Raw genomic sequence first — 24,514 nt, forward strand, 5'->3', positions numbered from 1 at the left:
TGCGATCTCCCTATTAATTTAGTTAGTGAGATAAGTGACGGCATATTTTAGAATAATTGAATTAATCAAGATAAAACAATGTAGAAAATTAACAAAATGATTATAGAATTTTTTAAAAATACAAAATCAGTACGATGTAGCGATCATTTTTTCATTAAATCAAATTGACAAAAGAATGAAATTTTTATTAATAGAATGAATTTAGCAAAACTGAGTTGTCAGAATTTGAGAATCTTATCAATAAATTTTTAGAACAAAAACCGGAATTAACTAAAGAACAACTTGAAAACAAGATAAAACATAAAAAAGAAAAGATCGGTGCAGGTTATTTGACTGATCAGGGTGCATTATTTTTAATCGCTTCAGACTATGGAATAACATTATCAGAACCGCAAAAAACGGAGATTAGTTTAAAGGATCTGTATGCAGGAGCAAAAGAAATTTCATTAGAAACTAGGGTTTTGAATCTTTCACCTGCCAAACAATTTTCTAGGAAAGATGGTTCTCCATTTTATCTAAGGACAATGACTGTCTATGATACAAATTCAACTGCCAGTGTAAAATTATGGGATGAGAAAGCAAATCTTCCAGGAATTGAAAATCTAAAACCAGGGGATTTAATCAAAATTATCAAAGCTTATGTTAAATCAGATCTTGATGGTTCTCCAACCATAAACATCGGTTCTGGATCAAACATAGAAACTACAGATACGAAAAGTGAAATTCCTACTATAGACACTATTACAAAAGATGTGAGTGAATCTCATGAGGGAGAAAAAGATTTAGTAGTTTCAGGAACAATTGATGGAATAATTACTGGAATGGAATTTACAAATTCTCGGGGTATGCCTGGAAAAGCTCTGAGAATGAGACTGAAAGGAAAAGATGGGAGTGCAATGAGAGTAGTGTTATGGGGTAAAGATGAGTCAACTATCCCAAATATGATTTCACAATCAGCTAAGGTGAGATTACTAGGTGTCAGAGTAAAATCAGGAAATCAAGGATTGGAAATTCATGGAAATGATGCAACAATTATTGAAATTGAGGGGGGCAAAGAAGCAGAACCAGTAATTGCTAGAATTCTATCTATATCACCAACAGAAAATGGAAAAAATCTAATTTTAGCAGTTGACAATAAAAAGAATTTATTCAATATTAGTGATTTTTCAAACTCAACTATTATCTGTGTAGAAGGAGATGTAATAGAATGCATGCCATCAAAAGTTTACGGAAATTCAATTACTTTGGATGAAAATTCATTTGTTAGAAAATTAGATAACGATGAATCAATTCCTTCATTATCTCAACTCAGAACAAAAATTAATGAAATCAAGGCGGATGGAAATTATTGTATTGAAGCAATTGTGTTAAAAGTTCCTGAAAGACGTGAAGTTCAGACAAAATCAGGAGAATCAATAGCACTTTCAGAGATGTTTGTTGAAGACGACACAGGGCAAATTTGGGTTAAGGGTTGGAGAAATCAAGCAAGAATAATTGATAAGTGTGAATTAGGAGAAATTATTTCTATTACAGGACTAAATGCAAAAGCAGGATTAGAAGGAAGAATAGAGTTGTTTATCACCCCATTCTCTAAAATTACAAAGAAGAATTAAGAATCCCAAAAACCCCTGGTTACTACATATTGTCTTTCTGCCTCATAGATTTGTTTGAATAAATGTTCTTCATCAACCATGTTTCTCAAGATTCTTGCTGCAGTATCTGCACCAACTCCATATCCAGATATCACAGTAATGGCAATCTTTCCAAAGTTTTCTACTAAAGATGCAACTTTCCATGCACGATCAAATTTGTGCCTTTCATCAGCAGACAGTTTTTTTCCATCATGTTTTTTTCTTATGATTTTAGGTAAATCATAATCAGAATAATATGTTGCAGTAATTTGTCTAGCTTTACAATATGGACACATGGGTGAATTTTTTACCTCAAATGTTTGAAACACACGTTCCCATTTTCCACAACGAGCACAAATCAGACGATGTTTTGTCTTTTCTAATCTAGCTTTTACAAGATCAAGAATCCCCTTGTCAAGATTTACAGGAGAAGAATAATATTTTGTAGTATGATCTAATATGGGTTCTGCTAATTTTGAAAATTGATCAACTTCCAACCATATGACATGGATTTTATTATCTTTGATCTTTTTTAGAATTATTTCAGAATTTTTGAGATCATATTTATCATGAAATAATTCTCGAAGAGCTTCATTAACAAGTACTGTTTTAGAATATCGCTCATACAAAAATCTGGCAGATTTTTTTTCATATATTGCACCTCTACCAACCACACCAAATTTTTTTGCAACACACCATGTTCTCCAATTTACATTGTGGGTTCCTGTTAAAGATGCACTAACTATAGACTGTAAATCATAATCATCTTTTAGAATATCCATGAATAATTTTTCTGAAATTCTAGATCTAGAAGACAAAACAATTCTATATCCATCAGAACGAGAATCAACCATAGTTCCCAACATTGCCGAAAACATTGAAGAAAGTAATGTGGCTAATGTTGAATTAATTTTGCTCCCCAAACAAGAATGGATTACAATTGATCCTTGTGATCTATTTGACTCAATTACAATATTGTTTTCATCGGGAATTACATCAAAATTTAATTTTTCAATTATTTTGTTAATTAGTTTAAAATTTCCATTCTTAACTTTGCTACGAAAATTTCCTACTTTACTTGCAGTTTTGTAATCAATTGGAATATTTTCACCCTCCCAATATGGAACAGTGATTCCAGCTCCTCTAAAAGGTTCAACATTTACACTAAGCGATTTTTCATCAACATTGAGAATTCTCCATTGAGAACCTTTTAAGACAAAAATATTTCCAGAGTCGCCAAAATCACCTACAAATCTTTGATCTAAAGATCCAATGATTTTTTTTCCAACGCTGTCAAAAACCTTGAATTTGAGAATATCTGGAATGGTTGAAAGATTTTCAAAATAATATTTGAATGAGCGGCCTTTTTTCCAGAAAGTCATTTTTATTCTATCAAAAAATATCAAATAATTTGAATCAAGTAAATCTAAAACATCGATTAGATCTTTAATTTTTAAATTCCTAAAAGGATATGCCTTTGCTACTAATTCAAAAGCTTGCTCAACTGAAATTTCACCAATTTGCATGGATAATCCTACTAAATGATGTGCTAAAACGTCAAGGGAGCCATCGTGAATTTTTTGTTCTTCTATAGAACCCTCTTGAGTTCGATCAAGAATTGCTTGTGCTTCAAATTCATCATCAGGATTATTTGTGATAATTAATCCTTGAGCTGATTCATTTCTATTGTGCTTACTTCTACCTATTCTTTGTACAAATTTTGAGACTTGTCTTGGAGAACCGTAATGGATTACTAATTCAACTGAACCAATGTCTAATCCCAACTCCAGTGAAGAAGTACACACTACAATACCACTTTTTCCTTCACGCAGAATTAATTCAGTTTCTTCTCTTACTTCTTTTGAGAGAGAGCCATGATGTAATTCAATAGGAATAGATGATTTTTCTTTTAATATTGATGCTAAAAATTCAGCTTCTCCTCGAGTATTTGTGAAAAGAAGAATAGGTGAATCTAGATCCATTTTTGATACATATTCAGTAATTTTTTCTGCTACGTCTGAAATTGTTCCATCAACATATTTGATTTCTACATCATATTTTCTTACAGAAGTATCTCTAATTATCTCACACTTACGCTTGGTTCCTACAACAAATTTTCCTGCTTCATCAAAATTTCCAACAGTTGCAGATAATCCAACTTTTGAAAGTGGAAATTTTGAGTTCAATTCGAGTCTTTCAATACTTAATGATAATTGAGAACCACGTTCACTAGATAGTAACTCATGAACTTCATCAATTACAATCCATTCCAACTCAGATAATGCATTTAACATTTTGATCTGAGTTAAAAGAATCATCAAAGTTTCGGGTGTAGTAATTAGGACATCTGAAGGATTTTCAGTAATCTTTTTTCTGTCTTTTTGACTAGTATCTCCATGACGAATTTCAATCGTTAACTGATTTTCATGTGCATATGTTGTAATTCTCCTAAATACATCTCGATTTAATGCTCTTAGTGGAGTAATATAGAGAGCTTTAATTTTTCCAATCTTTTTAGAATTTTTTAAAAGCGAAAAAATTGGAATTACAGAACATTCAGTTTTTCCTGAACCCGTTGGTGCAATCACAAGACAATCTTTCTTTTGTAAAATTATTGGTGATGCTTTTTTTTGAATTTCAGTTAGCTTAGAAAATCCAAATTTCCCAAATAAAGAATCAAGAATTGGATTCAGTTGATTCATTTGATCTTGCTTTTTCATAAACAATTACACCAACTAAGCCAAGTGCAAATAAAGCTACAGTAATAATTGGGATTGAATCAAAAATTCCTGCCATTATTTAACCTAAAAATAGACCATTAAAAATCTTCAGTATGATCAACAAGTCCAATTTTTGTAATGGTATAAGAAAAAGTTTCTTTTTTTAATGCCCAATAAATTTCACCATTGAATTTTGATGAATTTTTAAAAAGATGAATTTTGATATGTGTAAAAGGATCAATTGCATTTTGCATATTTTCAATCTCTTTGCCATCCATGTTCCTGATCATATTACTAACAATAATTGGAATTTTTTTTCTTATGGCTAATTTTGATAATTCATGCATGTATTTCATAAACAGTGAATTTTTTTCAAAAATAGATTTTTCATTTTGATATTCATAAGAGAATAAATCAGTAATATTATCAATTACTATTAAGGTAAAATTATTTTCTTCGATATTTTTGATGGACTTGATTTGATCCGAAGTATTGGTAATTCTTGATACTGTAATTTTTTCAAGTAAATCAATCTCCATTTTAGATTCTTTTTGAATTTCCAATATACGTTCAGGTCTAAATCCACCAGATGTATCTAGATACAAAATATCACCACCATTTTTAATTGAATTAATCAATAATTGGAACAATAGTAGAGTTTTTCCAGTTCCACCTCCACCGAAAATATCTACAATCACACTATGAGGAATTCCTCCAGACAAGAATTTGTCTAATTTTTGTAAACCCGTAGAAATCATTTGGATAATTATTAGAAAAAGGAGAAAAAATTTAAGGAATTTCAATTTTTGCAAAAGAGGTAAGGCTTTTATGCTAGATAACAAAGTTGCAAAACAAGTGAACAATTAGTGTCCCAATCAAACAGTGCAAAACGACCTCTAACAACTCTTCAGAAAAGTACTAAGAAGAAAGTAACTGTAAGACTGAAAAACGAAGTCGAGTATAAAGGTAAAATGGATAATGTTGATTCTTACATGAATTTGATTATGACTGATGCTGAAGAGATTCATGAAGGTAAAACAATTGCAAATTATGGCAGAGTAATTGTAAGGGGCAACAATGTATTATTTATCAAACTAGAAAATGAACTCTAGTTAATGGTGTGGTTGTATGACCAGTAATTTTCTATTTACATCTGAATCGGTAACAGAAGGTCATCCAGATAAAATATGTGATAATATTTCTGATGCATTCTTAGATGAATATCTTAGACAAGATCCAGATTCAAGAGTAGCTGTTGAAACATTGGTTACTACTGATTTTGTAGCAGTTGCAGGTGAAGTAACATCTAAAGCAAATTTTGATAAAAAAGCTCAAGAAGAATTAGTTAGAAAAACTATCAGAGAAATTGGGTATGATAACAAAGATTTGATGTTTGATACTGAATCTTGTGAAGTAACTTTACGCCTTCATTCTCAAAGTCCAGATATCAGTCAAGGTGTCACAGCAACTGAAGATAAAGAACAAGGTGCAGGAGATCAAGGATTAATGTTTGGATATGCTACTAATGAAACAAAAGAGCTCATGCCGATGCCGATTTTGCTTTCACAAAAACTAGCACAAAAATTAGCTGAAGTTAGAAAAAACAATGTTCTTCCTTGGGCAAGACCTGATGGAAAAACACAAGTTTCTGTTAGATATGAAGACAATAAACCTACCAAAATTGAAACAGTAGTGGTTTCCACACAACATGCACCAGAGATTTCTCAAGAGGAAATTTCAAGAGAGATTATTGAAAAAGTTATCAAACCAGTTTTAGGTGATCTATGGAATGACGATATTAAAATTCACATTAATCCTACAGGAAAATTTGTAATAGGTGGTCCACATGGCGATGCAGGATTAACTGGAAGAAAGATTATTGTTGACAGCTATGGTGGATTTGGAAGACATGGTGGAGGAGCTTTTTCAGGAAAGGATCCATCTAAAGTAGATAGATCTGCATGTTACATGTGCAGATATATTGCAAAAAATTTAGTTGCGGGAGGATTAGCTGATAGATGTGAAGTTCAACTTGCATATGCAATTGGAGTTGCAGAACCAGTATCGCTTTATGTCAATACGTTTGGAACAAACAAAATTCCTGAAAATCAGATTGAAGATTTAGTAAGAAAGAATTTTGATATGAAGCCATCAGGAATTATTTCACAATTGGATTTAAAGAGACCAATTTACCGAAAAACTGCATCTTATGGTCATTTTGGAAGAAATGAGCCAGAGTTTACGTGGGAAAAAACAGACAAAGCTGAAACATTAAGACAATCAGCCAGATTGTAATGATTCCATTACAGATTGAAATTTAATTTTAGATATTTTAGATAATTTTTTATAATTTCCTTTAAAATTGCCTATTAGAATATTTAGATCATCAATTCCAAAATCGGATTTTTGATTAGTGATGGCATCACGATATACATCTTCTAGATTGACTTTTCTAATTTTGGTATTAGTTCCTTTAGAAAAGAGTTTAACATATTTTTCAAAAGAGACATGATCAGGTCCTACAAGATCAATGATTTCATTGTTAAATTTTGATGTATATGTTGATTCAAAAATTACTTTTACAACATCAGATATAGATATTGGTTGAATTAGATATTTTCCAGAACCTGGAATTTTGATTTCTCCAGATTTCATTTGTTTTTTAAGATATTTTGATAATAAATCATCTTTTCCAATAATGTAGGATGGTCTAAAAATTATAAAATCCAAACCAGAATTAGTGATTTGTCTTTCCGCATTATACTTTGAAATAAAATAACCTAAAGATGTATTTGGTGAAACTCCTAGTCCACTCAAATAGATAATTTTTTTGATTTTAGCTTTCTTACATAGATTTACTATATGTTTTGTTAAATCTGTATTTATCAAATCAAAATCTGTATTTACAGACTGTTTTCCTATTCCAGCGAGATGAATTAATGCATCTGAATTTTTGATCTTTTTTAGAATATCTTTTTCGTTATAATTTTTTGAAATAATTTTAGTTTCACATTTAAAATTCTTAAAGTCACTTCTAGATATTGACATCAAATCAATATTTTTTTCTGATAAATATTTTCTAAGATTTTTTGCAACAAAACCACTAGCTCCAGTAACAACAATCTTTAGATTTTTTACCATAATAGAACAAAGTTTGTTTTAATTTTAAATCTATTTGAATAATCTTCAAAAATTGTGAAATAAGAGTTAATACTACAAAATGAATACAATTAATGTGAAAGAAGAAAAGACAAAATTAAAGACAGGTTATACTACAGGAAGTTCTGCAACTGCAGCATCAAAAGCAGCATTATTATCAATAATTAACCAAAAAAAAATTGAGAATATAGATATTTTATTGCCAAAAAGATCATATGTTCAAATCCCAATACATTCATGCCATTTTGAATCAGATAAAGCAAAATGCTCAGTAATAAAAAATGGAGGAGATGATCCAGATGTTACTCATGGAGCAGAAATCATTGTAGATTTGTCATTTACTAAAAAAATAGATGAAATTGAAATTGATGGTGGAGAAGGTATAGGTATTGTAACTAAACCAGGATTAGGTTTAGAAATTAACAAACCTGCAATAAACCCAGTTCCTAAAAAAATGATTACTGAAAATCTAAGAGAGATTGGAAAGGAAATTCTTTTAGAAAAAGGAATCAGAATAGTTATTTCAGTTCCTAAAGGAAAAGAATTAGGGCCTAAAACAGATAATCCAAGATTAGGGATCATAAATGGAATTTCAATTTTAGGAACTAGTGGAATTGTAATTCCATTTTCTACAGCATCATATGCAGCATCAATAAGACAAAACTTGGATGTTGCAATTGCATCTGGAAATGATACCGTTGTTCTAACAACAGGAGGAAGAAGTGAAGATTTTGCAAAGAAAATTGTAGATTTACCAGTTCATTGTTTTGTGCAAATGGGTGATTTTTCAGGATATACGATTCAACAATGTAGTAGAAAGAATATCAAAAGAGCGTATGTTGTTGGTTTTATTGGCAAGATAGCAAAAATGGCAGCTGGTGTAAAACAAACTCATGTTAAAGGGTCTAAAGTGGATATGAGCTTTCTAGCAGAGTTAGCTAGAAAATGCAATGCGAGTGAAAGTGTAATTCAAGAGATAAAAAAAGCAAATACAGCAAGGCATGTTTCAGAGATTGTTCAAGAAAATAAAATCAAGGGGTTTTTTGATTTGATTTGTGGCGAGACGTATAAACATATGAGAAAACATTCTGAAGAAAAAGTTCCAATTGATGTAATATTGTTTGATTTTGAGGGAAAAATTTTAGCTAGAAAATCTGAACAGTAAGGTATTTTATTAAAGTCAAAAGATTTTGAATATGGAAAAAATTTCAGTTCTTGCTATTACTAAAAATGGGATAAACATAGGAGCAAATCTAAAAAAACTTTTTCCAGATTGGGAGATATTTGTTCCTGCAAAACTTACAAATGAATCCGTTGGAATTACATGGTATTCTGAGCCTACTACAGAGAAAATTGTTGAACTTTTTAAAAAAAATAATGCATTAATCTGTATTTTTTCATTAGGAGCAGTAATTAGACTAATTGCTCCATATTTGAAAGACAAAAAGATCGATCCTGCTGTAATTGTAATTGATGATCAAACAAATTTTGTGATCAGTGTTTTATCTGGGCATATAGGAGGAGGCAATGAACTAACTCAAGAGATAGCAGACAAGCTTGGAGCCATACCTGTAATTACCACTGCAGCAGATGTTAATAAAACAATAGCAGTTGATCTAGTTGGAAGAGAATACAATTGGAAAATAGATGATGATTCAACTGTGACAAAAATTAGTGCACATATGGTAAATGAAGAACCAATAGGTGTTTTTCAAGAGGCAGGAGAGAGAAACTGGTATAAGAAATTGCCAAAAAATGTTGTGACATATGATAATATGGAAAGTTTAAAAAAATCAAATTCTAAGGCTTATCTTATAATTTCAGATAGAACTATTGAAAAAGAAATTTCTAGAGAATCTGTGATATATCGTCCACCAAGCTTGGTTGTTGGAATAGGATTACATTGGGATACGACAAAAGATACCATAAGAGAAGGAATAGAACATTGTTTAGAAAAATTTAATCTTAGTCCAAAATCTATTGGAAAGTTGGTATCAATAAAAAAACCTCAAGATGTTCAAGGATTGATTGATCTTGGCAAGGAGATGAATATTCCTATAGAATATGTAAATAGAGAAGATTTGGCAGAGATTACTGCTCCAAATCCCTCTAAAATAGTAAAAGCATTTGAAGGAACTGCAAGTGTTTCAGAAGCTGCTGCTATCAAAGTATCAAAAGGGGAATTAATAGTGGAAAAGCAAAAATTCCCACCAAATTTGACTATATCTATAGCGAGGAAAATGAATTGAGAAGAGGATTGCTGCTAATTGATAGAGGAAGTAGAGAAAGAGAGGCATCTGAAGAACTGGATGTAATTTGCAAAGGGATCAAGGCAAAAGGGGACTATGTTATTGTGGATTATTGTTTTCTAGAGGTTGAACCCCCATATATCGAGGATGGAATTGCTAAATGTCTCAAAGAAGGTATTGATTCTTTAACCATTGTGCCTTACTTTTTGTATCCAGGTAAAAAAGTAAAAAATGCAGTTACGTATGTTATGAAACTACAAGAAAATACCAAAGTGAAATTTGTGGTTACAAAACAAATGAGCATGCATAAAACACTGGTGAATGTTGTTGAAAATAGAATATCTACAACATTAAAAGAAAATGGAATTACACTCTCAAATAATGAAGTAGACATAATGATTATAGGTCATGGAAGTAAAGATCCTAATGCACAAAGATCATTAGATTACATAGTAAATTCATTAACAAATTCGTATAGAAATGTTAGTAGATGTTGGTTAGAAATTGAGCAACCAGATATTTTTGAAGGAATTAAAAAATGTGAAAAAGATAATCCGAAAGTATTGATAATTGTGTTTTATTTTCTTCATGAAGGTGCTCATGTTAAAACCGATATTAACAATGATTTGATACCAGCACTTGAAAAATCCTCCATAGAGAAAGCATTCATTACAAAACATATTGGAACTGATCAAAAGATGATAGATTTGATTTTAGAAAGAGCGAAAGAGGTAGAAGATGCAAACTAAGAAAGGGCAATCAATTGAAGACGCAAGTATGCAAATGATTGAAGACGAGATAGGTCCACATGATTTCAGCAAAAAAGAATGGCCTATTGTTAGAAGAATCATTCATTCAACAGCAGACTTTGATTTTGCAGATAAAAATAGGTTAATTTTTCATAAGAATGCAATTGAAAGTGGTATGAACGCTTTGAGAGATGGTTGCAGTATAGTAGTTGATGTAAATGGGGTTATTGGAGGAATGAATAAACAAAATCCTAAGGATTTTGGAAACAATATAGTTTGTAATATTTCAAAGCCAGAAATTATGGAATTGGCAAAAAAAGAAGGTAAGACTCGCTCTCAAGTATCAATGAGGACTGCTGCATCAAATATTGATGGTGGAGTTGTTGCAATAGGAAATGCACCCACTGCTCTTCAAGAAGTAATTCAGATGGTCAAAGAAGGTATTGTCAAACCCGCATTAATTATTGGAATCCCAGTTGGATTCATCTGTGCTGCCGAATCAAAAGAAGAATTATCAAAGCTGGAAGATACGCCATTTATCACCAATATTGGTAGAAAAGGGGGAAGTTCTTCAGTGTCTGCTACAATTAATGCATTATTCAAATTGATTCGTGCCGAATCATCTTTTTGAATATTTTAAAGAGTTTTTAACAAAAATTTGGGCATAGTTTGAACTGTCAAAATACAGATGACCATAAGACGCCAACGTATTATATTGAATTAATCCATCTTGTTGTTTTCTAATTCCATCACCAATTTCTAATGAATAGGCAAATTTTGAATCAGGTGATATGGAATCTAATTGAGAGTAATGAAACTCGTGGCCATGAAAATCATGTAGTTTTTCAGAAATTGGATTATTTGAAGTAATTTTACCTTTGGTATAATTGAGTTTCATTTTCTTTGTCATTTTAGTTTCAGCATCAAAAAGACCAATCATTTTGTATTTTTTATTTTCAGATGAGATAGATTTTGTTAAATACATTAACCCACCACATTCAGCATAAATGGGAAGGTTATCTTCAGACAATTTCTTGATTGATTTTTTCATTGTTTGATTTTTTGAAAGTAAGTCACCCAAAATTTCTGGGAAACCACCACCAATGTAAAGCCCATTACATTTTGGAATTTTTTTATCTTTTACAGGACTAAAAAATTTTAAATTTGCACCCTCACGACGTAATGCTTCCAAATTATCTTGATAATAGAAATTAAATGAAGTGTCAAGGGCAACTGCAATAGTAGTTTTTGCTTTTTTGTGTATAGGTTTTAGTTTTTTAATAAGAGTATGGGAATTTTTTGCGATTTTAATTATTTCATTTATATCAATATATTCTGAAATTATTTTTGCAACTTTTTGAATTTGAATTTTTAGAACTTTATTCTCTAATGTAGAAATTAATCCAAGATGTCTTGAGGGCATTTCAAGTAAAGGATTTTTTGGAATTACACCAACAATTGGGATTTTTGTTTCAGCAAGAGCAGTTCTGCATAATATCTCGTGCTTTTTACTGCCTATTTTATTAAGAATAATTCCAGCAATACGAGAATTTCTATGAAATTTTAAGAATCCAAGTGCAGTTGCAGCAATAGAACGAGAAGTTTTACTTGCATCTAAAACTAGTAGTACTGGGGATTTTGTTAGTGAGGCTACATGATGTGTACTAGCATAGTTTGAATCACCGCCAAAGCCATCATAGAATCCCATTACACCTTCTATCACAGATATATCAGATTTAGAGTTTAGAATGAAACTATTCAAAAGGTGATTTTTACCCATCAGCCAAGCATCTAGGTTGTATGTTTCATGTTTTGAAATACTTGATAGATATACGGGATCAATATAATCAGGTCCAACCTTAAAAGGTTGAACAGAAAATCCATTTTTTTGCAGAGAGTAAATTATTGAACATGTGATTGATGTTTTACCTACTCCACTTGTAGCACCAGCAATAACAATTCTAGGTATTCTCAATTTGCATGACTATAATCATTTTTTATTTAAATTGATGTATTCCAAAAAATCCTTAATGTTTTTAGTAAGATCTACCAAGCATCATTTATGAAAAAGGATGGATTGACAATTGTTTATACTGGAAAAGGTAAAGGGAAGACTACTGCAGCTTTAGGTATTGTATTGCGTGCTACAGGATATGAAAAGAAAACATGTATGATTCAATTCATCAAAGGTTCGTGGCATTATGGAGAAATGGATTCATCAAAAAGACTAGAGCCTGAATTTGAAATGGTAGCTGTAGGCAAAGGGTTTGTTGGCATAATTGATGATAAAAATTCAAAAGAAGATCATCGAAAAATTGCCAAAGAGGCAATAAGAGTAAGTAATCAAAAAATTCAATCAGGTAAATACGATATTGTAATTTTGGATGAGATAAACTATGCAGTGAATCTTAATTTGATTTCAGTAAACGATGTTTTAGATATTATTAAATCAAAGCCAAAAAATGTGGATTTGGTACTAACTGGCAATTATGCCAAAGATGAAATCATTGAAATTGCTGATCTAGTTACAGAAATGAAAGAGATTAAACATCCATTTCAGCAAGGAATCAAGGCAAAGGAAGGTATTGATTTCTAACCAGCAAACATTAATTTACGCATGAGAGAGTTTTAGAAGAAATGTCTACTGAAATTCAAGAAATGCCTGAACAGGGAGAAATTGTTCTTGCTACAATCACCAAAGTAATGGATCATGGGGCATATGTTACATTAGATGAATATGACGACATTCAAGGATTTTTACACATTTCAGAAATTGCTCCAGGTTGGATTAGATCAGTTAATAGATTTGTAAGAGATGGAGAGAAAAAAGTTCTCCTAGTAAAAAAAGTGAATGCTCAACGTGGAGATATAGATCTTTCATTAAAACAAGTATCAAAAGATCAGAAAAAACAAAAACTAAAAGAAGTTAAAAAATTTGAAAAAGGCAAAACTCTATTACAAAATGTTCAGGAAAAGGCTAAATTAACAGATGATGAAGTTGAAAAGTTAGAAGATAGTATTTATTCAAAATTTGATTCAGTGTATGATGCTTTCATATCTATTGGAAGAAATGGCATAGGATCAGTAAAGGAATTAAAAATTGCTAAAAAAACTGCAACAGTAATTGAAGATATTTGTTCAAAAATAAAACTTCCTTCAGTAGAAATTAGAGGAATTATGGAGATTACAAACAATAAATCAGACGGGGTTGAAATAATTAAAAAAACATTATTAGATACAATAAAAAAAGATTCCACTATAGATATTACATATTTAGGAGCACCAAAATATAGACTCTCTATAATTTCAGAGGATTTCAAATCTGCTGAGAAATTACTAAAACCTATTGTTGAAGAAATTCAAACAAACATTGAAAAGAAAAAAGGATCATTCAAGTTCATTAGAGAAGAATCAAAGAAAACAAGAGAGAACTAACATGAGATTTTTATTAAGAAAATGTTCAAAGTGTAATCATTATACACTAAAAGAAAAATGTCCAAAGTGTAGTGAAGAAACTATTTCTGTACATCCTGCAAAATTTTCACCAGACGATAAATACATGAGATACAGATTAGCTGAAAGATATTCCTAAGACAAAGGTTTGAAATCTTTGTTTACTTCATAGATAAAAATTCCAAGCATTGGTCCAACTTTTTCTTCTGTGAAACTAGATGATGCATATACTAATCTTAAGGGTTCATCACCATCAGCAGGGAATTTGATATCTTTTTTATATATTCCAATCATTCCTGAAACAAGTGTAGAAGATTGCTGATTAGGATTATTTGGATTGACATATCCTAATAGAGAAAATGGAGTCATTTTTCCAAGTAAAGTTTCATTCCAAAAATAATCAGTTCCGCTAATACCATCTGCTTCTAAATATTTTGAAAGATCATATCCAGCTATTTTCATAAACCATTGTTTTTTTGATTCATCACCACCACCTGATAAGATATAATACGACTCGGGTGTGTCTATATTCAATTTTTCACCAGATACAAATATCAATACATAATCAGCCTGCATTTCATTAAGATTATACCAAGCAATATCAGGACTATTAAGTAACATTTTTGCAATATTTTCAATAATGTGTGTATGAATAGTTGAATTATCTGCTAATGATGCTCTCTCACCCATTGTAGAGATCCAATATCCATAATCCCACCATGACGCAATAACAGCATCTTTGGGAGTATTTTCTTTTATCCAATCAAGTGCATCTAACCAGTCATTTGTAGCAAGATGAAAAGATGTTCCACCATTCATTATTGTAGGAGGCATTGATGATACAGATGATGGTGTAGAGTTTATTGGATAAACCATAGGGACAGTTAAGAGAATAATTATTCCTATAACAAATGGTATTTGCAGTATCTTACTAAGTGGTTTTTTTGAATGATAATCATTTTGAAAGAATTCTCTTACTAAGAAAGTTAGTCCTAAAGATGCTAAAATTATGATTCCAATTGAAGCAAAAACTTCTAGTCTAACAAAAGTTGAGCTAACATAAACTCCAACAAAACCCAAAATTAATGAGAATGACAACATATCGTTTTTGATGAAACTAGAATTTTTTATTTGTAAATTTTTTATTAATAACCAAATTCCTATTCCTGAAAATATCATTAAAACAGAATGAAACAAAAATGATTGTTTCAAAGTTGTTGTTGCATGTTCTGAGACAGAATCTACCAATGGATTTGTAGTAGTTAGAAATGGATTCAAAGCATTAAGATATCTATGACTAGGTAAAGGTAAAAATTGAGAATCAGAATTTATAAGCAAAATAGTTGGTGCAATAATTAATAGTGCAAGTAAAAGTAAGAGTCCATTTCTAGTTTTATTTTTTGAACTCTTATTTTGGATAAAAACACAAGATATTAGAAATAATGCAGGTACAATTAATGAAACTCCTCCCAACCCAAAAATAAAATTAGAACTAACTCGTTCAAATCCTAAAGAAACTATGATTGTGGTAACTGTGTAAAGGGGAATAGTCCATACTATGAATTTATGATCTGTTCTTAAAAATGGTAGAGTAAGAAAGAAAATTCCTATAGGAATAATAAAAAATTGATTTCCACCCCATGCTGAAAGAGAAAAAGTAGTAAAAATTCCGGCACTAACAAGTTTTAAAATTGCAATTTTTTTATTTTGTGAATTAATTCCACTTAAGAGAGAATATACAGCTAAAAGGCTAAAAAATATTCCTAGAGGTTCAGATTTGAACCATCCAATGGGACTTCTGATTAATAGAGGTATGGAAACTGAAAATAAGATAGAAGCAAATAGGCCAGCTGTTGTTCCACCAATTACTCTAACCAATGCAAAAATTAGAATTACTGATAATGATGCAAATATTACAGGAAATAGAATTGTGAAATCATATAGATTCATTCCTCCACCAAAAATCCAATATGTGGAAGCAGCTGTCAAATGAAGAATTACTTGAGAAGTTTTTGAGACATCTCTACCAAAAGGATACCAACTAAGATTATCTCTCCATTCAAAATAATCACTAATTCCATTATCTACAATGTATTGTGTTGCTCTATAATTAAAAAAAGGATCAAATTCATTTAGTTCAAATCCAAAATCAGCAGGTTGTGAACGGAGTAAAAATGATATGCTAAAAGATAAAATCAAAACTCCAATCACTAAAAGATGATTTAATTTAAAATCAAAAGTACCTACAGATAGAAGTTTTGTACTAGAAAGCAACAATCGATTTTCAAGAAACTTTGTTATTACTCTTTGTATAAAAATGAAAAAAATGTTATTAGATTATGGAGCATATTTACCTTGGAGTAAAGTTTCTTCAATGATATGATTTTTCATTGCAGATTCAATTTCCTGTTTATTTGAACCCTTTTTGTTATCTAATTTTTGATCTAATGCGTATAATTTGAAAATATAGGTATGTTCCTTGTCTGGAGGAGCAGGTCCACCATATCCAATTTCACCAAAATCAGTTTCACCTTCAATACAGGTTGAAGGAATAGAATTTTCTTTAAATTCATTATTTTTAGTCTCTATATTCCACACAACCCAATGTACCCAAACTTTTCCAACAGCTTCCATGGCATCAGGATCATCCATTATCAATGCAAGAGAAACTGTATTTTCAGGAATTTCATGTATTTTTAAAGGAGGACTAATGTTTCCATGTTTATATCCATATTTTTTTGGAATAATTCCATTATTTTCAAATGCTGTACTTGTTAAATCCATATCATTGCTTTGTAGATCTTCAAGTTAAATATTTCTAAGATTCTAAAATTATTCTATTATTTGAGAATGAGATAATTGAACTTCCATTATTTTTGATCTGTTTTTTTAATTCTTTATCCATCGTGGCTATAATCACTCGATTTTTTGAAACATAGTTAATCAACTCTTTATCAGCAAATGAACCTAGAATTGGAATTATTTTGAAATTTTTGATATAATCTAGAGTTAACTTAATTTCTTGTTTTTTTTCTTGGATTTTTTCCAATTGTAATAATTCATTTTTTACAACTTGTGGAACGACAAAAGTAATTTGACCTATCTCTACATCCAAATTATCAATATTTTTGATTCTGTTAGTAGCTAGATGAATAAGAAAATTTGTGTCACAGATTACTTCAACCAACTATTCCTGCACCAATTAATCTCCATCTTTCAGCAATTCTCCTACTAATTGCAACATTACCACCTTCAAAGATACATGCAGGCCTTCTTAGTTCAATTTCAATATTTTTTGATTTTACCTGGATTACTTTACCTAACACAGGAGCGGTTCCAATATTTAATCGGAGTAATTCACCTGATTGAATTGGTTGGACTTTCACATCTTCGGTTATGCCTACAGCAGAATCAAACAAATTTACTTCTAATTTTAGTAGAGTAGAATTTTCTGGTAGCGTTCCAGGTTTGCCAATAACTGAGCCAATGAATGAATCACTCCTAGTCATGGAAGGATCTAATTTTGTTCCAATTGCAACCAAACCTCCAGGCTTTACTGATTCAACAATTCCTGCGGCAGTTCCTAACGAAGTGATTTCTGTTAAAAGTGGTTCGTAAGTCTTTTTCTTTTCATTCATAATTCCAGGTTTTATCTCAATTTCATCACCGATATTAAAAACTCCTTGAGTAAGACTTCCACCAATTACACCGCCCTTGATGTCCTTTAATTTTATTCCAGGCTTGTTCACGTCAAAAGAACGTAAAACATGCATTACAGTATCTGCTTTCTCATCTCTGTCAGGAGTTTTTATCGTTGATTCAATTGCTCCAATTAATGCATCTATGTTTAATCCAGATTGCGCAGAAATTGGTATTACAGGTGCTTTTGCAGCATGTGTTCCTTTAACAAATTTTGTAATATCCTGATAATTTTTAAGAGCTTCATTGTAAGAAAGTAAATCTACTTTATTTTGTACAACGACAATTTGTTGAATTCTAAGTGTTTGAAGAGCTAACAAATGTTCTTTTGTTTGTGGTTTAGGAACTTTTTCATTTGCTGCAACTAAAAGTAAAGCTCCATCCATTAATGCTGAACCTGAAAGCATGTTTGCCATAAGACTCTCGTGTCCAGGGCTATCTACAAAACTAACGACTCTTGATAATTCACTTTCTTTTCCACAATTATTGCACTTTGGAGTTGTAGAATATCCTAAAGGCTCTTCACATTTTTTACATTTATAAAAAGCTGCATCAGAATAACCAACACGTATAGTAATTCCACGTTTTAGTTCTTGACTATGTACACTAGTCCATGAACCAGTCAAAGCTTGAATTAGAGTAGTTTTTCCATGATCTACGTGGCCGGCAGTACCAATGTTAACACATGGCTGATAACCATATTTTTTGATGTACCAATCAGGAAGAGTTTCTCTCCAATGCATGAGTCAAAAAGTAAAATCGGTATATGTTAAGTTATTCTTTTTTATCTTCAGTTTTTTCTTCTGTAGATTCTTCAGTAGGAGCTTCAACTGGTAATTCTCCATCAAATTTACAATTTACTTGATAGATTTCTTCGGATATTGTATTTCCGCGCATTAGTTTTCTTTTTCTTTGTCCATATTCTGCATCTTGTAAACCAACACCTTTTGAAAGCAAAACTTTTTTTCTTGCTGCACCATGAACATCATTTCTCATTGGAACACCAGATTTATCACTGCCTCCAGTGAGTTTTAGTTTTCCAGTTAATCCAACAACTGATGCATCAGTTTCATTCCCTAACTGCAATCCCAACAGAGGGTTGGCATCACTGTCTTTGAGTTCCTTTGAAACAGATTTTCCTTTAATGTCAGATATTGTAAGCTTGAAGTTTGCCAATTATTTTAAAATAAAAGTTGAACGACTAATTAACCTTTGGACATTATTTTTAAATCAAGATTAACAAAGATAGTCATGGTAGATGAGATCAGATGTCCAAGATGTGATAATAAGATGGTAGACATGCAAGCGTGTCATATGTTCTGTCCTAATTGTGGAGCTCATTTAGATTGTTCTGATAAAGGAAATTATTGGTAATTAAAATCCAGGTCTATCTGGAATATAATCAGACGACATGTTGATTGCTTGATCTTTCATAATTTCAATATATGATTCGTAATCTGCTTTAAAATTACAGTGAGGACATTTCACATTAGTTATATCATCATCTAATATTGCAACTTTTTCACATTCAGGACATCTTGCATCCATATCTTTGTTAATGAATTAAGATATTTAATCATAATCAATGAATTTCTATTGGGCGGAGTTTGTCTAGTCTGGTAAGATGTCAGCTTCCCAAGCTGAAGGCCGCGGGTTCAAATCCCGCACTCCGCATTATAATTCTCTTATTGCTTGCTCTATTATTCCTCTGTCAGGAGCTTTAGGGAAATATTTTAGATAATTTTTAAGATCATCTTTTGCTCCAGAGTTATTGTTTTGTTTTTCTCTGAGAAAAGCACGATTTTTATATATTTTTGCAGAACGTTTAGAATTGATTTTAATTGCTTTATTGTATGAATTTTCTGCTTTATCAAATTGACCTGTTTTAAGATAAAAATTTCCTAGACCATTATAACTCAGATATGAATTACTGTTTACTTGCAAACATTTCTCATAATATTTTATGCATTCTGGAGAATTTTGAGCATTAAGCATAGCACCAAATAGATTAAGTGCAGTTGGATTATTTTCATCAAGATCTAAGGCTTGTTTTAACGATTCAAGTGCTTCAGCATTATTTTTTAAAATATTTTGTTTTTCAGAAATAAGGCATAATCTATTTGATTTTTCATTAGAATCATTTTTCAAATCTATTGAATGTAAAATGTCAGAGGGAACCAAGATTATCATTAATCTTCCTTCTTCAGACCATTCTTTCTCAAAAACATCTTGAGGAATTGCACCTTCTTGTTGCTCGCCCTCTTGATTTCCCTTTTGAATATAATGTAGAATTGTTTTCTCTACTTCATCATAACCAGTAATTACAGAAGCATGTTGTGTAATCTCAGGAATACCTGGAAGGATAACAATTGGTGGAATTCCTAAATCAATAATTTTTTTCAGTTCAGACAAGGATGAATGAAATATTTTACAGGCTAGTCCATGCCTTTCTGCTATTTCTATTCCCTCAATCAGAATACTACCATCAAATCCAGAATATTTTTTTGCAGATTCCAATGCTTCTGCCATAGGCAAATCAATATTCCAATATTTTGATACCACGTTAATTGGTAAAGGGAGACAGATATTTTCTTCATCTACAAGTGGTAATAATAATTCATGATTTTCTTTTTCCATAAAATGAAGAAATTCTGGAGTTATTAAAATCAATCAGAGTAAACAGAATTTTTCAATCAAGTTATTACCATCTTGACTCATTTCAGGATGAAATTGAGTTCCAAAGATTGGTTTTTTTTCATATTGGATAATTTCATATTTACAATTCTTTGATTTAGCTAGTGGAATTAAGATGGTAGGCAGTTTGGATATTTCATAACTATGACTTTCAAAAACAGATATTGAATTTTTACAAATTGGATTTTCTATCATAATTTGTATTGATTCATTTCCTTTTTTAAGTGAATGAGTTTTTCTTATAGTACCACCTAAAGTAAGGGCTAAAATTTCTGCACCATAGCAAATTCCAAGTAATTTGCTATTGTTTTTTATACAATATGTAATAATTTTGGAATTTATTTCATTGATCTTTTTTTCATTTTTTCGTCTTCCAGAAAGAATGAAAGAATCATAGTTTGAAAGAAAATTCAAGTTTAAAATTTGTGGAGATTGTTTTTCAAATGAAATATTTTTTTGAATTAAAAAATCAGTTAATTTTTTTGTGTATATAGAACCGTTATCAACAACAAGAAGCAATTAGTTGCCTACCTCTATTGAGACATAATGTATCTCAGGAAGTCCATCTTTTACAAATACAGTTCCAATATTGAGATTTGTATCTTCTTGCCACATGAAGACTCTGTCACTACGTGGTTTTACAAAGTCATCTATAAATTCAAGTAAGAACTCTTCTGCATCTGCACGATCACTTTCAGTAAAGAAAAATAATTCTCCTTCATTAAATGAAAGTGGAATTTGAATAGATGTTGGCTCTGAAACAGAGATTGCGTTTCTTTCAAATAACGACTTTATGATATTAATCCTATCACTTCTAATCAATTCTACATAATCATCATCAACAGTGGTTGTTGTTGATGCTACACCAGAAACTTTCTTCAAATATGCTTCAAATGCTTTTTCTTGAGTTTCACCCAATCCAACAAAATACTCTCCATTAAATGCGGCACCTACTGCTGCAATAGTTCCTAATTGAGCAACAACTCCACCAGCACCTGCAGTATAAACAGGAATAAAGTAAATATCATGATCACCTACACGATACAGAATATTATCACCAACTCTTGGATTTCTTAAAAGAGTTTTCAATTGAGCAAATTCTGGATCTCTATCAAGTGCTTCCCTGACTGCTGTAGGACCAATAAGTTTAGTTGTAGAATCTAACGGTACTTCATAAAATTGCATATCTCCCAAGTTAGTAAGATCATTTTCTACTACCATGTATCCTGCAAGGTTTCTGCCTTGAGATCCTCGTAATTCTAATGAGAGTAATCCCACGAATTCTGTTTGATCAAAACCAGGAGGTTTTGCTTCAACATAATATGTGTCAAGTCCACGAGGGATTTCATAAAATTCATTGGCTTGGATAAATGTCTCTACATTAGTTACGTGATAGATGTTATACATCTCTGTTTTCCAATTGAATAATTCAACAGGATACCTGATTTGTTCTTCTAACCAAGCAGGCATTGGCTTGAATTGTTCAGAGTATTGGCTAGCAAACATTTCAGTAAAGAAATCATCTCCAGTTTTTAATAACTGAATATCACCATTGTAAGAATCAACTAGTGCATATCCTACTAAACGCAAGTATGGATTTCCTACAGACCATGGAACATCTCCTGTATCAAATCCAATAATTAATGGAATAAGCCAATAGGAATTTTCGCCATCAGTTACAGGAAGTGAATCTAATTCTTTTCCAAACAAATCATAAAGAAAGTACGGATAAAGGATTTCCATTCTGTCATGAACATCTTTGTATCTCATAATGTGTACTGATTCGCCTGGAAATGAAAGCAAAAAGTTTGGCTCAAATATCCAACTTAATGGTGGTGAAACATCCAGTCCACCTAGTCCTGAATAAGACGCCCCTCCAAGTTCTGCACTATTACCACCTCGTGAATTAGGATAACCAGACCAGGTCTGCTCAAATAATCCACCCTCACCATAGTAAATTTCTCGTTGTTTAAAGAATTCACCACTGTCAACAATTTGTCCGTCAGTTGCTTCTAAAGTAAGAAATCCATCAGGAACATGTGTATAAACAAGATGTTCATTATACCATCTGTTTTCAAGGCTAACAGATGTTGGTAGAATTGGTTTCATTGAGGCTGTCCAGTACAAAGTATTGTTAAAGCGAAGAATATCATTGTCTTCAAAGTCAACATATGGAATCAATCCTATCTCAGGTTTTAATTTAGCAAAAGCTGCTTCCCAATCCCAAACTCGAATGACATCAAGAACATCACTGTTTTGTTTTACATAATTTTTGATATTATTTGCTGAAACAGACTTTAGTTGAACGTCATGAATGTTTTCTTGTACATCATTTAGTTCACCCAAATAGCGATTTACTCCTATTTGTTGAGCCGTGTATGGACCCAAAAATTCAATCTTTTTAGCATCTGCAATACTATTGTTAACTGAAACAACACCAGCTACAATTATTGCAATAGCAACGATTGTTAAAAATCTGATATACACATCTCTCTTAAACATATGAGTTAAAACACGTGCTCTAATTCTATCAACTACTGAAAACGCAATTAATGCAAAACCTATGACAAGAGTACCTCCTATTACATATCTAGTATTGTAATCAATCTGATCTGTAAAGAATAAATTGATTCCAGCCCAAATAATACCTATACCAATTATTCCTTCAATTGTTGAAACATAATTTAGATATCGTGGTTTTCCTTCATTAGAATCTTGAATATAAGATGTAATTACATTAATTATTCTGTGAATTCCAACATACAAAACTAGACGTAGTCCAATGGCTGCAAGTAATGGTGGAACCAAAATTACCAAAGCGGGAATCATTGGAACAACATTTTCTGATGCATAGTTTGGATTGTTATCGGGAGTTACAAATGGTAAAGTAAACAAGGATGGCAAATGTTCCAATCCCAAAGTGTTTCCATCAATAAATGACATGGCTGCAAATCCAAACATTATATTTACAAAGAAAGCGCCAAAAAGCAGAATCTTTGTGATTTGCCAGATTACAAATTGTGGTATAGATAATTTGTAATCTCTAAAACTTTTCAGTGTGTTTGAGATTGGTTGTTGTCCACCTCCACCTAGAAATCCGATTCCAATACTAATTGCATACCAGAAAATTGAAGAACGTCCTGCGATGTTGACCCGAATAAGAGCAATAGCAGATAGAATTATTGCGGAAACTAATGTATAGTAAAGAGGCTTAGAAAATTGATCTCCAAATTCAGTGAAATTCATTGATAAAATTACTGCCTGATTTCCCACCATAGTGAAAATCACAATTCCAATAATTGCAACAATACCTAATCTGATGTATTTTCCAGCATCAGGAGGCGGAGCTTGCTTATCAGTAGAGGCGCTATACAAAACTAGATTTTATTCAGATTTGGTAAATTAATGTCTTACCAGCAAAATCAAGCTATTCTAGCTAGTTTTTTGCAAATCATGTAAACTGCAGCAAATGTGGGAACCGTTACTATTTCGTTAATGTACGGTCCAAATGTTTTATTTTTTAATTTAAATTCAATTGGGCAATTTGCAAAAATTTCTACTGTATCATCGCTGAGAAAAGATGCTTCGATATATGGATCAAATTTTGTCAAATCATTGCATTGAATTTTTGTTAGTCCACTTTTACTGTTAATTGAACCAGGCAATCTAAAAATTCTGTGAATATCCATCGTTACATTAGGATCTATTTTTACTCCAATACTTTCAGATAAATCATCAAGAGTTTTTTGAAAAGAAGAATAGCCATTTGTAAGTAATTCTGTAATTATTTTTGAGCGCTTAGATTTTGAGCCAAAAATTTGTTTTGCAAATCTTCCTCTCCAACCTTTTTCATCAAAATCAGGAAATGATGCACGATCTTGTTTTAGTTTTTTCATTCCAAATGTTTCAGGGATAGATCCACGCAACGAAATATAATCAGTTAACTCTGATCTTTCTCTTGATCCAATTTCCTGAAACTGTGAATCATATACATAAACATGAAATCCCTCATTTCCAGAAAAATAGACATGTATGTTATCTTTAGTTATTGCAAAATCATCAATTAAAACTTCAGATAGTTTAGAGGCTTCTGTTTTTGATGCATTAATACAATTTTTGCACGTTAAAGATTTTTTTTCTAATTTAGTGGAATTGCATTT

25 protein-coding genes and 1 tRNA gene are annotated in these 24,514 nt (G+C 31.3%); 12 read left to right on the forward strand and 14 right to left on the reverse strand.

Features of this window, described 5'->3' with window-relative positions; translation table 11 throughout:
• The first annotated feature begins 215 nt into the window (after positions 1–215).
• Positions 216–1,613: a single-stranded DNA-binding protein gene (locus tag OEW78_RS02820; RefSeq protein WP_300323736.1), complete on the forward strand. Its 1,398-nt coding sequence runs from the start codon at positions 216–218 to the stop codon at positions 1,611–1,613.
• Here the strand turns inward: OEW78_RS02820 and OEW78_RS02825 are convergent.
• Positions 1,610–4,351: a DEAD/DEAH box helicase gene (locus OEW78_RS02825; RefSeq protein WP_300323739.1), complete on the reverse strand. Its 2,742-nt coding sequence runs from the start codon at positions 4,349–4,351 to the stop codon at positions 1,610–1,612. The two genes, OEW78_RS02820 and OEW78_RS02825, sit on opposite strands and share 4 nt — an antisense overlap.
• Positions 4,352–4,449: 98 nt before the next feature.
• Entirely contained in the window at positions 4,450–5,109 is a 660-nt protein-coding gene (locus OEW78_RS02830) for an ATPase domain-containing protein (protein ID WP_300323742.1), read from the reverse strand.
• Between the two features lie 108 nt (positions 5,110–5,217).
• Between OEW78_RS02830 and OEW78_RS02835 the strand changes: the two genes are divergently transcribed.
• Entirely contained in the window at positions 5,218–5,463 is a 246-nt protein-coding gene (locus tag OEW78_RS02835) for a U6 snRNA-associated Sm-like protein LSm6 (protein ID WP_300323745.1), read from the forward strand.
• Positions 5,464–5,479: 16 nt separating this feature from the next.
• Positions 5,480–6,646 (forward strand): methionine adenosyltransferase, encoded by a 1,167-nt coding sequence (gene metK, locus OEW78_RS02840; RefSeq protein ID WP_300323748.1) that lies wholly within the window; start codon positions 5,480–5,482, stop codon positions 6,644–6,646.
• Here metK and OEW78_RS02845 read toward each other — a convergent pair.
• The gene (locus tag OEW78_RS02845; RefSeq protein ID WP_300323751.1) at positions 6,632–7,492 is read right to left on the reverse strand and encodes an NAD-dependent epimerase/dehydratase family protein; all 861 of its coding nucleotides are present in this window, start codon (positions 7,490–7,492) and stop codon (positions 6,632–6,634) included. The genes metK and OEW78_RS02845 overlap by 15 nt on opposite strands.
• 79 nt (positions 7,493–7,571) lie before the next feature.
• On the opposite strand from OEW78_RS02845, the gene OEW78_RS02850 reads away from it, so the two are divergent.
• Genes OEW78_RS02850 through OEW78_RS02865 form a run of 4 tightly spaced genes read left to right on the forward strand, consistent with a single transcriptional unit; the run spans position 7,572 to position 11,139 of the window.
• A complete protein-coding gene (locus OEW78_RS02850; RefSeq protein WP_300323754.1) occupies positions 7,572–8,675 on the forward strand; it encodes a cobalt-precorrin-5B (C(1))-methyltransferase in 1,104 nt (367 codons plus the stop codon).
• Positions 8,676–8,706: 31 nt separating this feature from the next.
• Positions 8,707–9,759, forward strand: a complete 1,053-nt coding sequence (locus OEW78_RS02855; protein WP_300323757.1) for a cobalamin biosynthesis protein — start codon at positions 8,707–8,709, stop codon at positions 9,757–9,759.
• A complete protein-coding gene (locus tag OEW78_RS02860; RefSeq protein WP_300323760.1) occupies positions 9,756–10,508 on the forward strand; it encodes a CbiX/SirB N-terminal domain-containing protein in 753 nt (250 codons plus the stop codon). The genes OEW78_RS02855 and OEW78_RS02860 overlap by 4 nt, the downstream gene beginning before the upstream one ends.
• A complete protein-coding gene (locus tag OEW78_RS02865) occupies positions 10,498–11,139 on the forward strand; it encodes a precorrin-8X methylmutase (protein WP_300323763.1) in 642 nt (213 codons plus the stop codon). The genes OEW78_RS02860 and OEW78_RS02865 overlap by 11 nt, the downstream gene beginning before the upstream one ends.
• Here OEW78_RS02865 and OEW78_RS02870 read toward each other — a convergent pair.
• A complete protein-coding gene (locus OEW78_RS02870) occupies positions 11,128–12,483 on the reverse strand; it encodes a cobyrinate a,c-diamide synthase (RefSeq protein WP_300323766.1) in 1,356 nt (451 codons plus the stop codon). The two genes, OEW78_RS02865 and OEW78_RS02870, sit on opposite strands and share 12 nt — an antisense overlap.
• Before the next feature lie 87 nt (positions 12,484–12,570).
• On the opposite strand from OEW78_RS02870, the gene cobO reads away from it, so the two are divergent.
• The 3 genes from cobO to OEW78_RS02885 are packed head-to-tail and all read left to right on the forward strand — an operon-like array spanning position 12,571 to position 14,100.
• Entirely contained in the window at positions 12,571–13,104 is a 534-nt protein-coding gene (gene cobO / locus OEW78_RS02875) for a cob(I)yrinic acid a,c-diamide adenosyltransferase (RefSeq protein ID WP_300323769.1), read from the forward strand.
• A 41-nt stretch (positions 13,105–13,145) separates the two neighbouring features.
• Positions 13,146–13,943: a S1 RNA-binding domain-containing protein gene (locus tag OEW78_RS02880; protein WP_300323772.1), complete on the forward strand. Its 798-nt coding sequence runs from the start codon at positions 13,146–13,148 to the stop codon at positions 13,941–13,943.
• 1 nt (position 13,944) lies between these two features.
• Positions 13,945–14,100 carry an RNA-protein complex protein Nop10 gene (locus tag OEW78_RS02885; RefSeq protein WP_300323775.1) on the forward strand — a complete coding sequence of 52 codons (156 nt, stop codon included), beginning with the start codon at positions 13,945–13,947 and terminating at the stop codon, positions 14,098–14,100.
• On the opposite strand, the gene OEW78_RS02890 is transcribed toward OEW78_RS02885, so the two are convergent.
• From OEW78_RS02890 to OEW78_RS02910, 5 genes are all read right to left on the reverse strand, one after another.
• On the reverse strand, positions 14,097–16,235 hold the full coding sequence (locus OEW78_RS02890) for an STT3 domain-containing protein (protein ID WP_300323778.1): 2,139 nt from the start codon (positions 16,233–16,235) through the stop codon (positions 14,097–14,099). The two genes, OEW78_RS02885 and OEW78_RS02890, sit on opposite strands and share 4 nt — an antisense overlap.
• 63 nt (positions 16,236–16,298) lie before the next feature.
• Positions 16,299–16,745, reverse strand: coding sequence for a YbhB/YbcL family Raf kinase inhibitor-like protein (locus tag OEW78_RS02895; protein ID WP_300323781.1), 447 nt, complete (start codon positions 16,743–16,745; stop codon positions 16,299–16,301).
• Between the two features lie 34 nt (positions 16,746–16,779).
• The gene (locus OEW78_RS02900) at positions 16,780–17,148 is read right to left on the reverse strand and encodes a twitching motility protein PilT (protein WP_300323783.1); all 369 of its coding nucleotides are present in this window, start codon (positions 17,146–17,148) and stop codon (positions 16,780–16,782) included.
• On the reverse strand, positions 17,141–18,403 hold the full coding sequence (locus OEW78_RS02905) for a translation initiation factor IF-2 subunit gamma (RefSeq protein WP_300323808.1): 1,263 nt from the start codon (positions 18,401–18,403) through the stop codon (positions 17,141–17,143). Before OEW78_RS02905 ends, OEW78_RS02900 begins: the two co-directional genes overlap by 8 nt.
• A 31-nt stretch (positions 18,404–18,434) precedes the next feature.
• Positions 18,435–18,836 carry a 30S ribosomal protein S6e gene (locus OEW78_RS02910; protein WP_300323810.1) on the reverse strand — a complete coding sequence of 134 codons (402 nt, stop codon included), beginning with the start codon at positions 18,834–18,836 and terminating at the stop codon, positions 18,435–18,437.
• A gap of 75 nt (positions 18,837–18,911) precedes the next feature.
• Between OEW78_RS02910 and OEW78_RS02915 the strand changes: the two genes are divergently transcribed.
• Entirely contained in the window at positions 18,912–19,034 is a 123-nt protein-coding gene (locus tag OEW78_RS02915) for a hypothetical protein (RefSeq protein WP_300323812.1), read from the forward strand.
• On the opposite strand, the gene OEW78_RS02920 is transcribed toward OEW78_RS02915, so the two are convergent.
• Complete coding sequence (locus OEW78_RS02920; RefSeq protein ID WP_300323814.1) at positions 19,035–19,208, reverse strand: zinc-domain-containing protein; 174 nt, start codon at positions 19,206–19,208, stop codon at positions 19,035–19,037.
• Positions 19,209–19,260: 52 nt separating this feature from the next.
• On the opposite strand from OEW78_RS02920, the gene OEW78_RS02925 reads away from it, so the two are divergent.
• Positions 19,261–19,334: transfer RNA gene (locus tag OEW78_RS02925), tRNA-Gly, on the forward strand.
• Here OEW78_RS02925 and OEW78_RS02930 read toward each other — a convergent pair.
• The 4 genes from OEW78_RS02930 to OEW78_RS02945 form a co-directional block, all read right to left on the reverse strand.
• Positions 19,335–20,297: a tetratricopeptide repeat protein gene (locus OEW78_RS02930; RefSeq protein WP_300323816.1), complete on the reverse strand. Its 963-nt coding sequence runs from the start codon at positions 20,295–20,297 to the stop codon at positions 19,335–19,337.
• A gap of 33 nt (positions 20,298–20,330) precedes the next feature.
• A complete protein-coding gene (locus OEW78_RS02935; RefSeq protein ID WP_300323818.1) occupies positions 20,331–20,873 on the reverse strand; it encodes a gamma-glutamyl-gamma-aminobutyrate hydrolase family protein in 543 nt (180 codons plus the stop codon).
• Complete coding sequence (locus OEW78_RS02940) at positions 20,874–23,729, reverse strand: UPF0182 family protein (protein WP_300323820.1); 2,856 nt, start codon at positions 23,727–23,729, stop codon at positions 20,874–20,876.
• Positions 23,730–23,776: 47 nt separating this feature from the next.
• On the reverse strand, positions 23,777–24,514 hold a 738-nt coding region (locus tag OEW78_RS02945), incomplete at its 5' end, for a DNA primase small subunit domain-containing protein (protein ID WP_300323822.1).

The sequence above is a fragment of the Candidatus Nitrosopumilus sp. genome, assembly GCF_029882185.1.
Taxonomy (GTDB): Archaea; Thermoproteota; Nitrososphaeria; order Nitrososphaerales; family Nitrosopumilaceae; genus Nitrosopumilus.

Bases quoted from the DNA above. Each gene is read 5' to 3' on its own strand.
- OEW78_RS02865 (WP_300323763.1), top strand. From the start codon at position 10,498: ATGCAAACTAAGAAAGGGCAATCAATTGAAGACGCAAGTATGCAAATG.
- OEW78_RS02855 (WP_300323757.1), top strand. From the start codon at position 8,707: ATGGAAAAAATTTCAGTTCTTGCTATTACTAAAAATGGGATAAACATA.
- OEW78_RS02905 (WP_300323808.1), bottom strand. From the start codon at position 18,403: ATGCATTGGAGAGAAACTCTTCCTGATTGGTACATCAAAAAATATGGT.
- metK (WP_300323748.1), top strand. From the start codon at position 5,480: ATGACCAGTAATTTTCTATTTACATCTGAATCGGTAACAGAAGGTCAT.
- OEW78_RS02825 (WP_300323739.1), bottom strand. From the start codon at position 4,351: ATGAAAAAGCAAGATCAAATGAATCAACTGAATCCAATTCTTGATTCT.
- OEW78_RS02915 (WP_300323812.1), top strand. From the start codon at position 18,912: ATGGTAGATGAGATCAGATGTCCAAGATGTGATAATAAGATGGTAGAC.
- OEW78_RS02830 (WP_300323742.1), bottom strand. From the start codon at position 5,109: ATGATTTCTACGGGTTTACAAAAATTAGACAAATTCTTGTCTGGAGGA.
- OEW78_RS02895 (WP_300323781.1), bottom strand. From the start codon at position 16,745: ATGGATTTAACAAGTACAGCATTTGAAAATAATGGAATTATTCCAAAA.
- OEW78_RS02880 (WP_300323772.1), top strand. From the start codon at position 13,146: ATGTCTACTGAAATTCAAGAAATGCCTGAACAGGGAGAAATTGTTCTT.
- cobO (WP_300323769.1), top strand. From the start codon at position 12,571: ATGAAAAAGGATGGATTGACAATTGTTTATACTGGAAAAGGTAAAGGG.
- OEW78_RS02920 (WP_300323814.1), bottom strand. From the start codon at position 19,208: ATGGATGCAAGATGTCCTGAATGTGAAAAAGTTGCAATATTAGATGAT.
- OEW78_RS02845 (WP_300323751.1), bottom strand. From the start codon at position 7,492: ATGGTAAAAAATCTAAAGATTGTTGTTACTGGAGCTAGTGGTTTTGTT.
- OEW78_RS02930 (WP_300323816.1), bottom strand. From the start codon at position 20,297: ATGGAAAAAGAAAATCATGAATTATTATTACCACTTGTAGATGAAGAA.
- OEW78_RS02885 (WP_300323775.1), top strand. From the start codon at position 13,945: ATGAGATTTTTATTAAGAAAATGTTCAAAGTGTAATCATTATACACTA.
- OEW78_RS02850 (WP_300323754.1), top strand. From the start codon at position 7,572: ATGAATACAATTAATGTGAAAGAAGAAAAGACAAAATTAAAGACAGGT.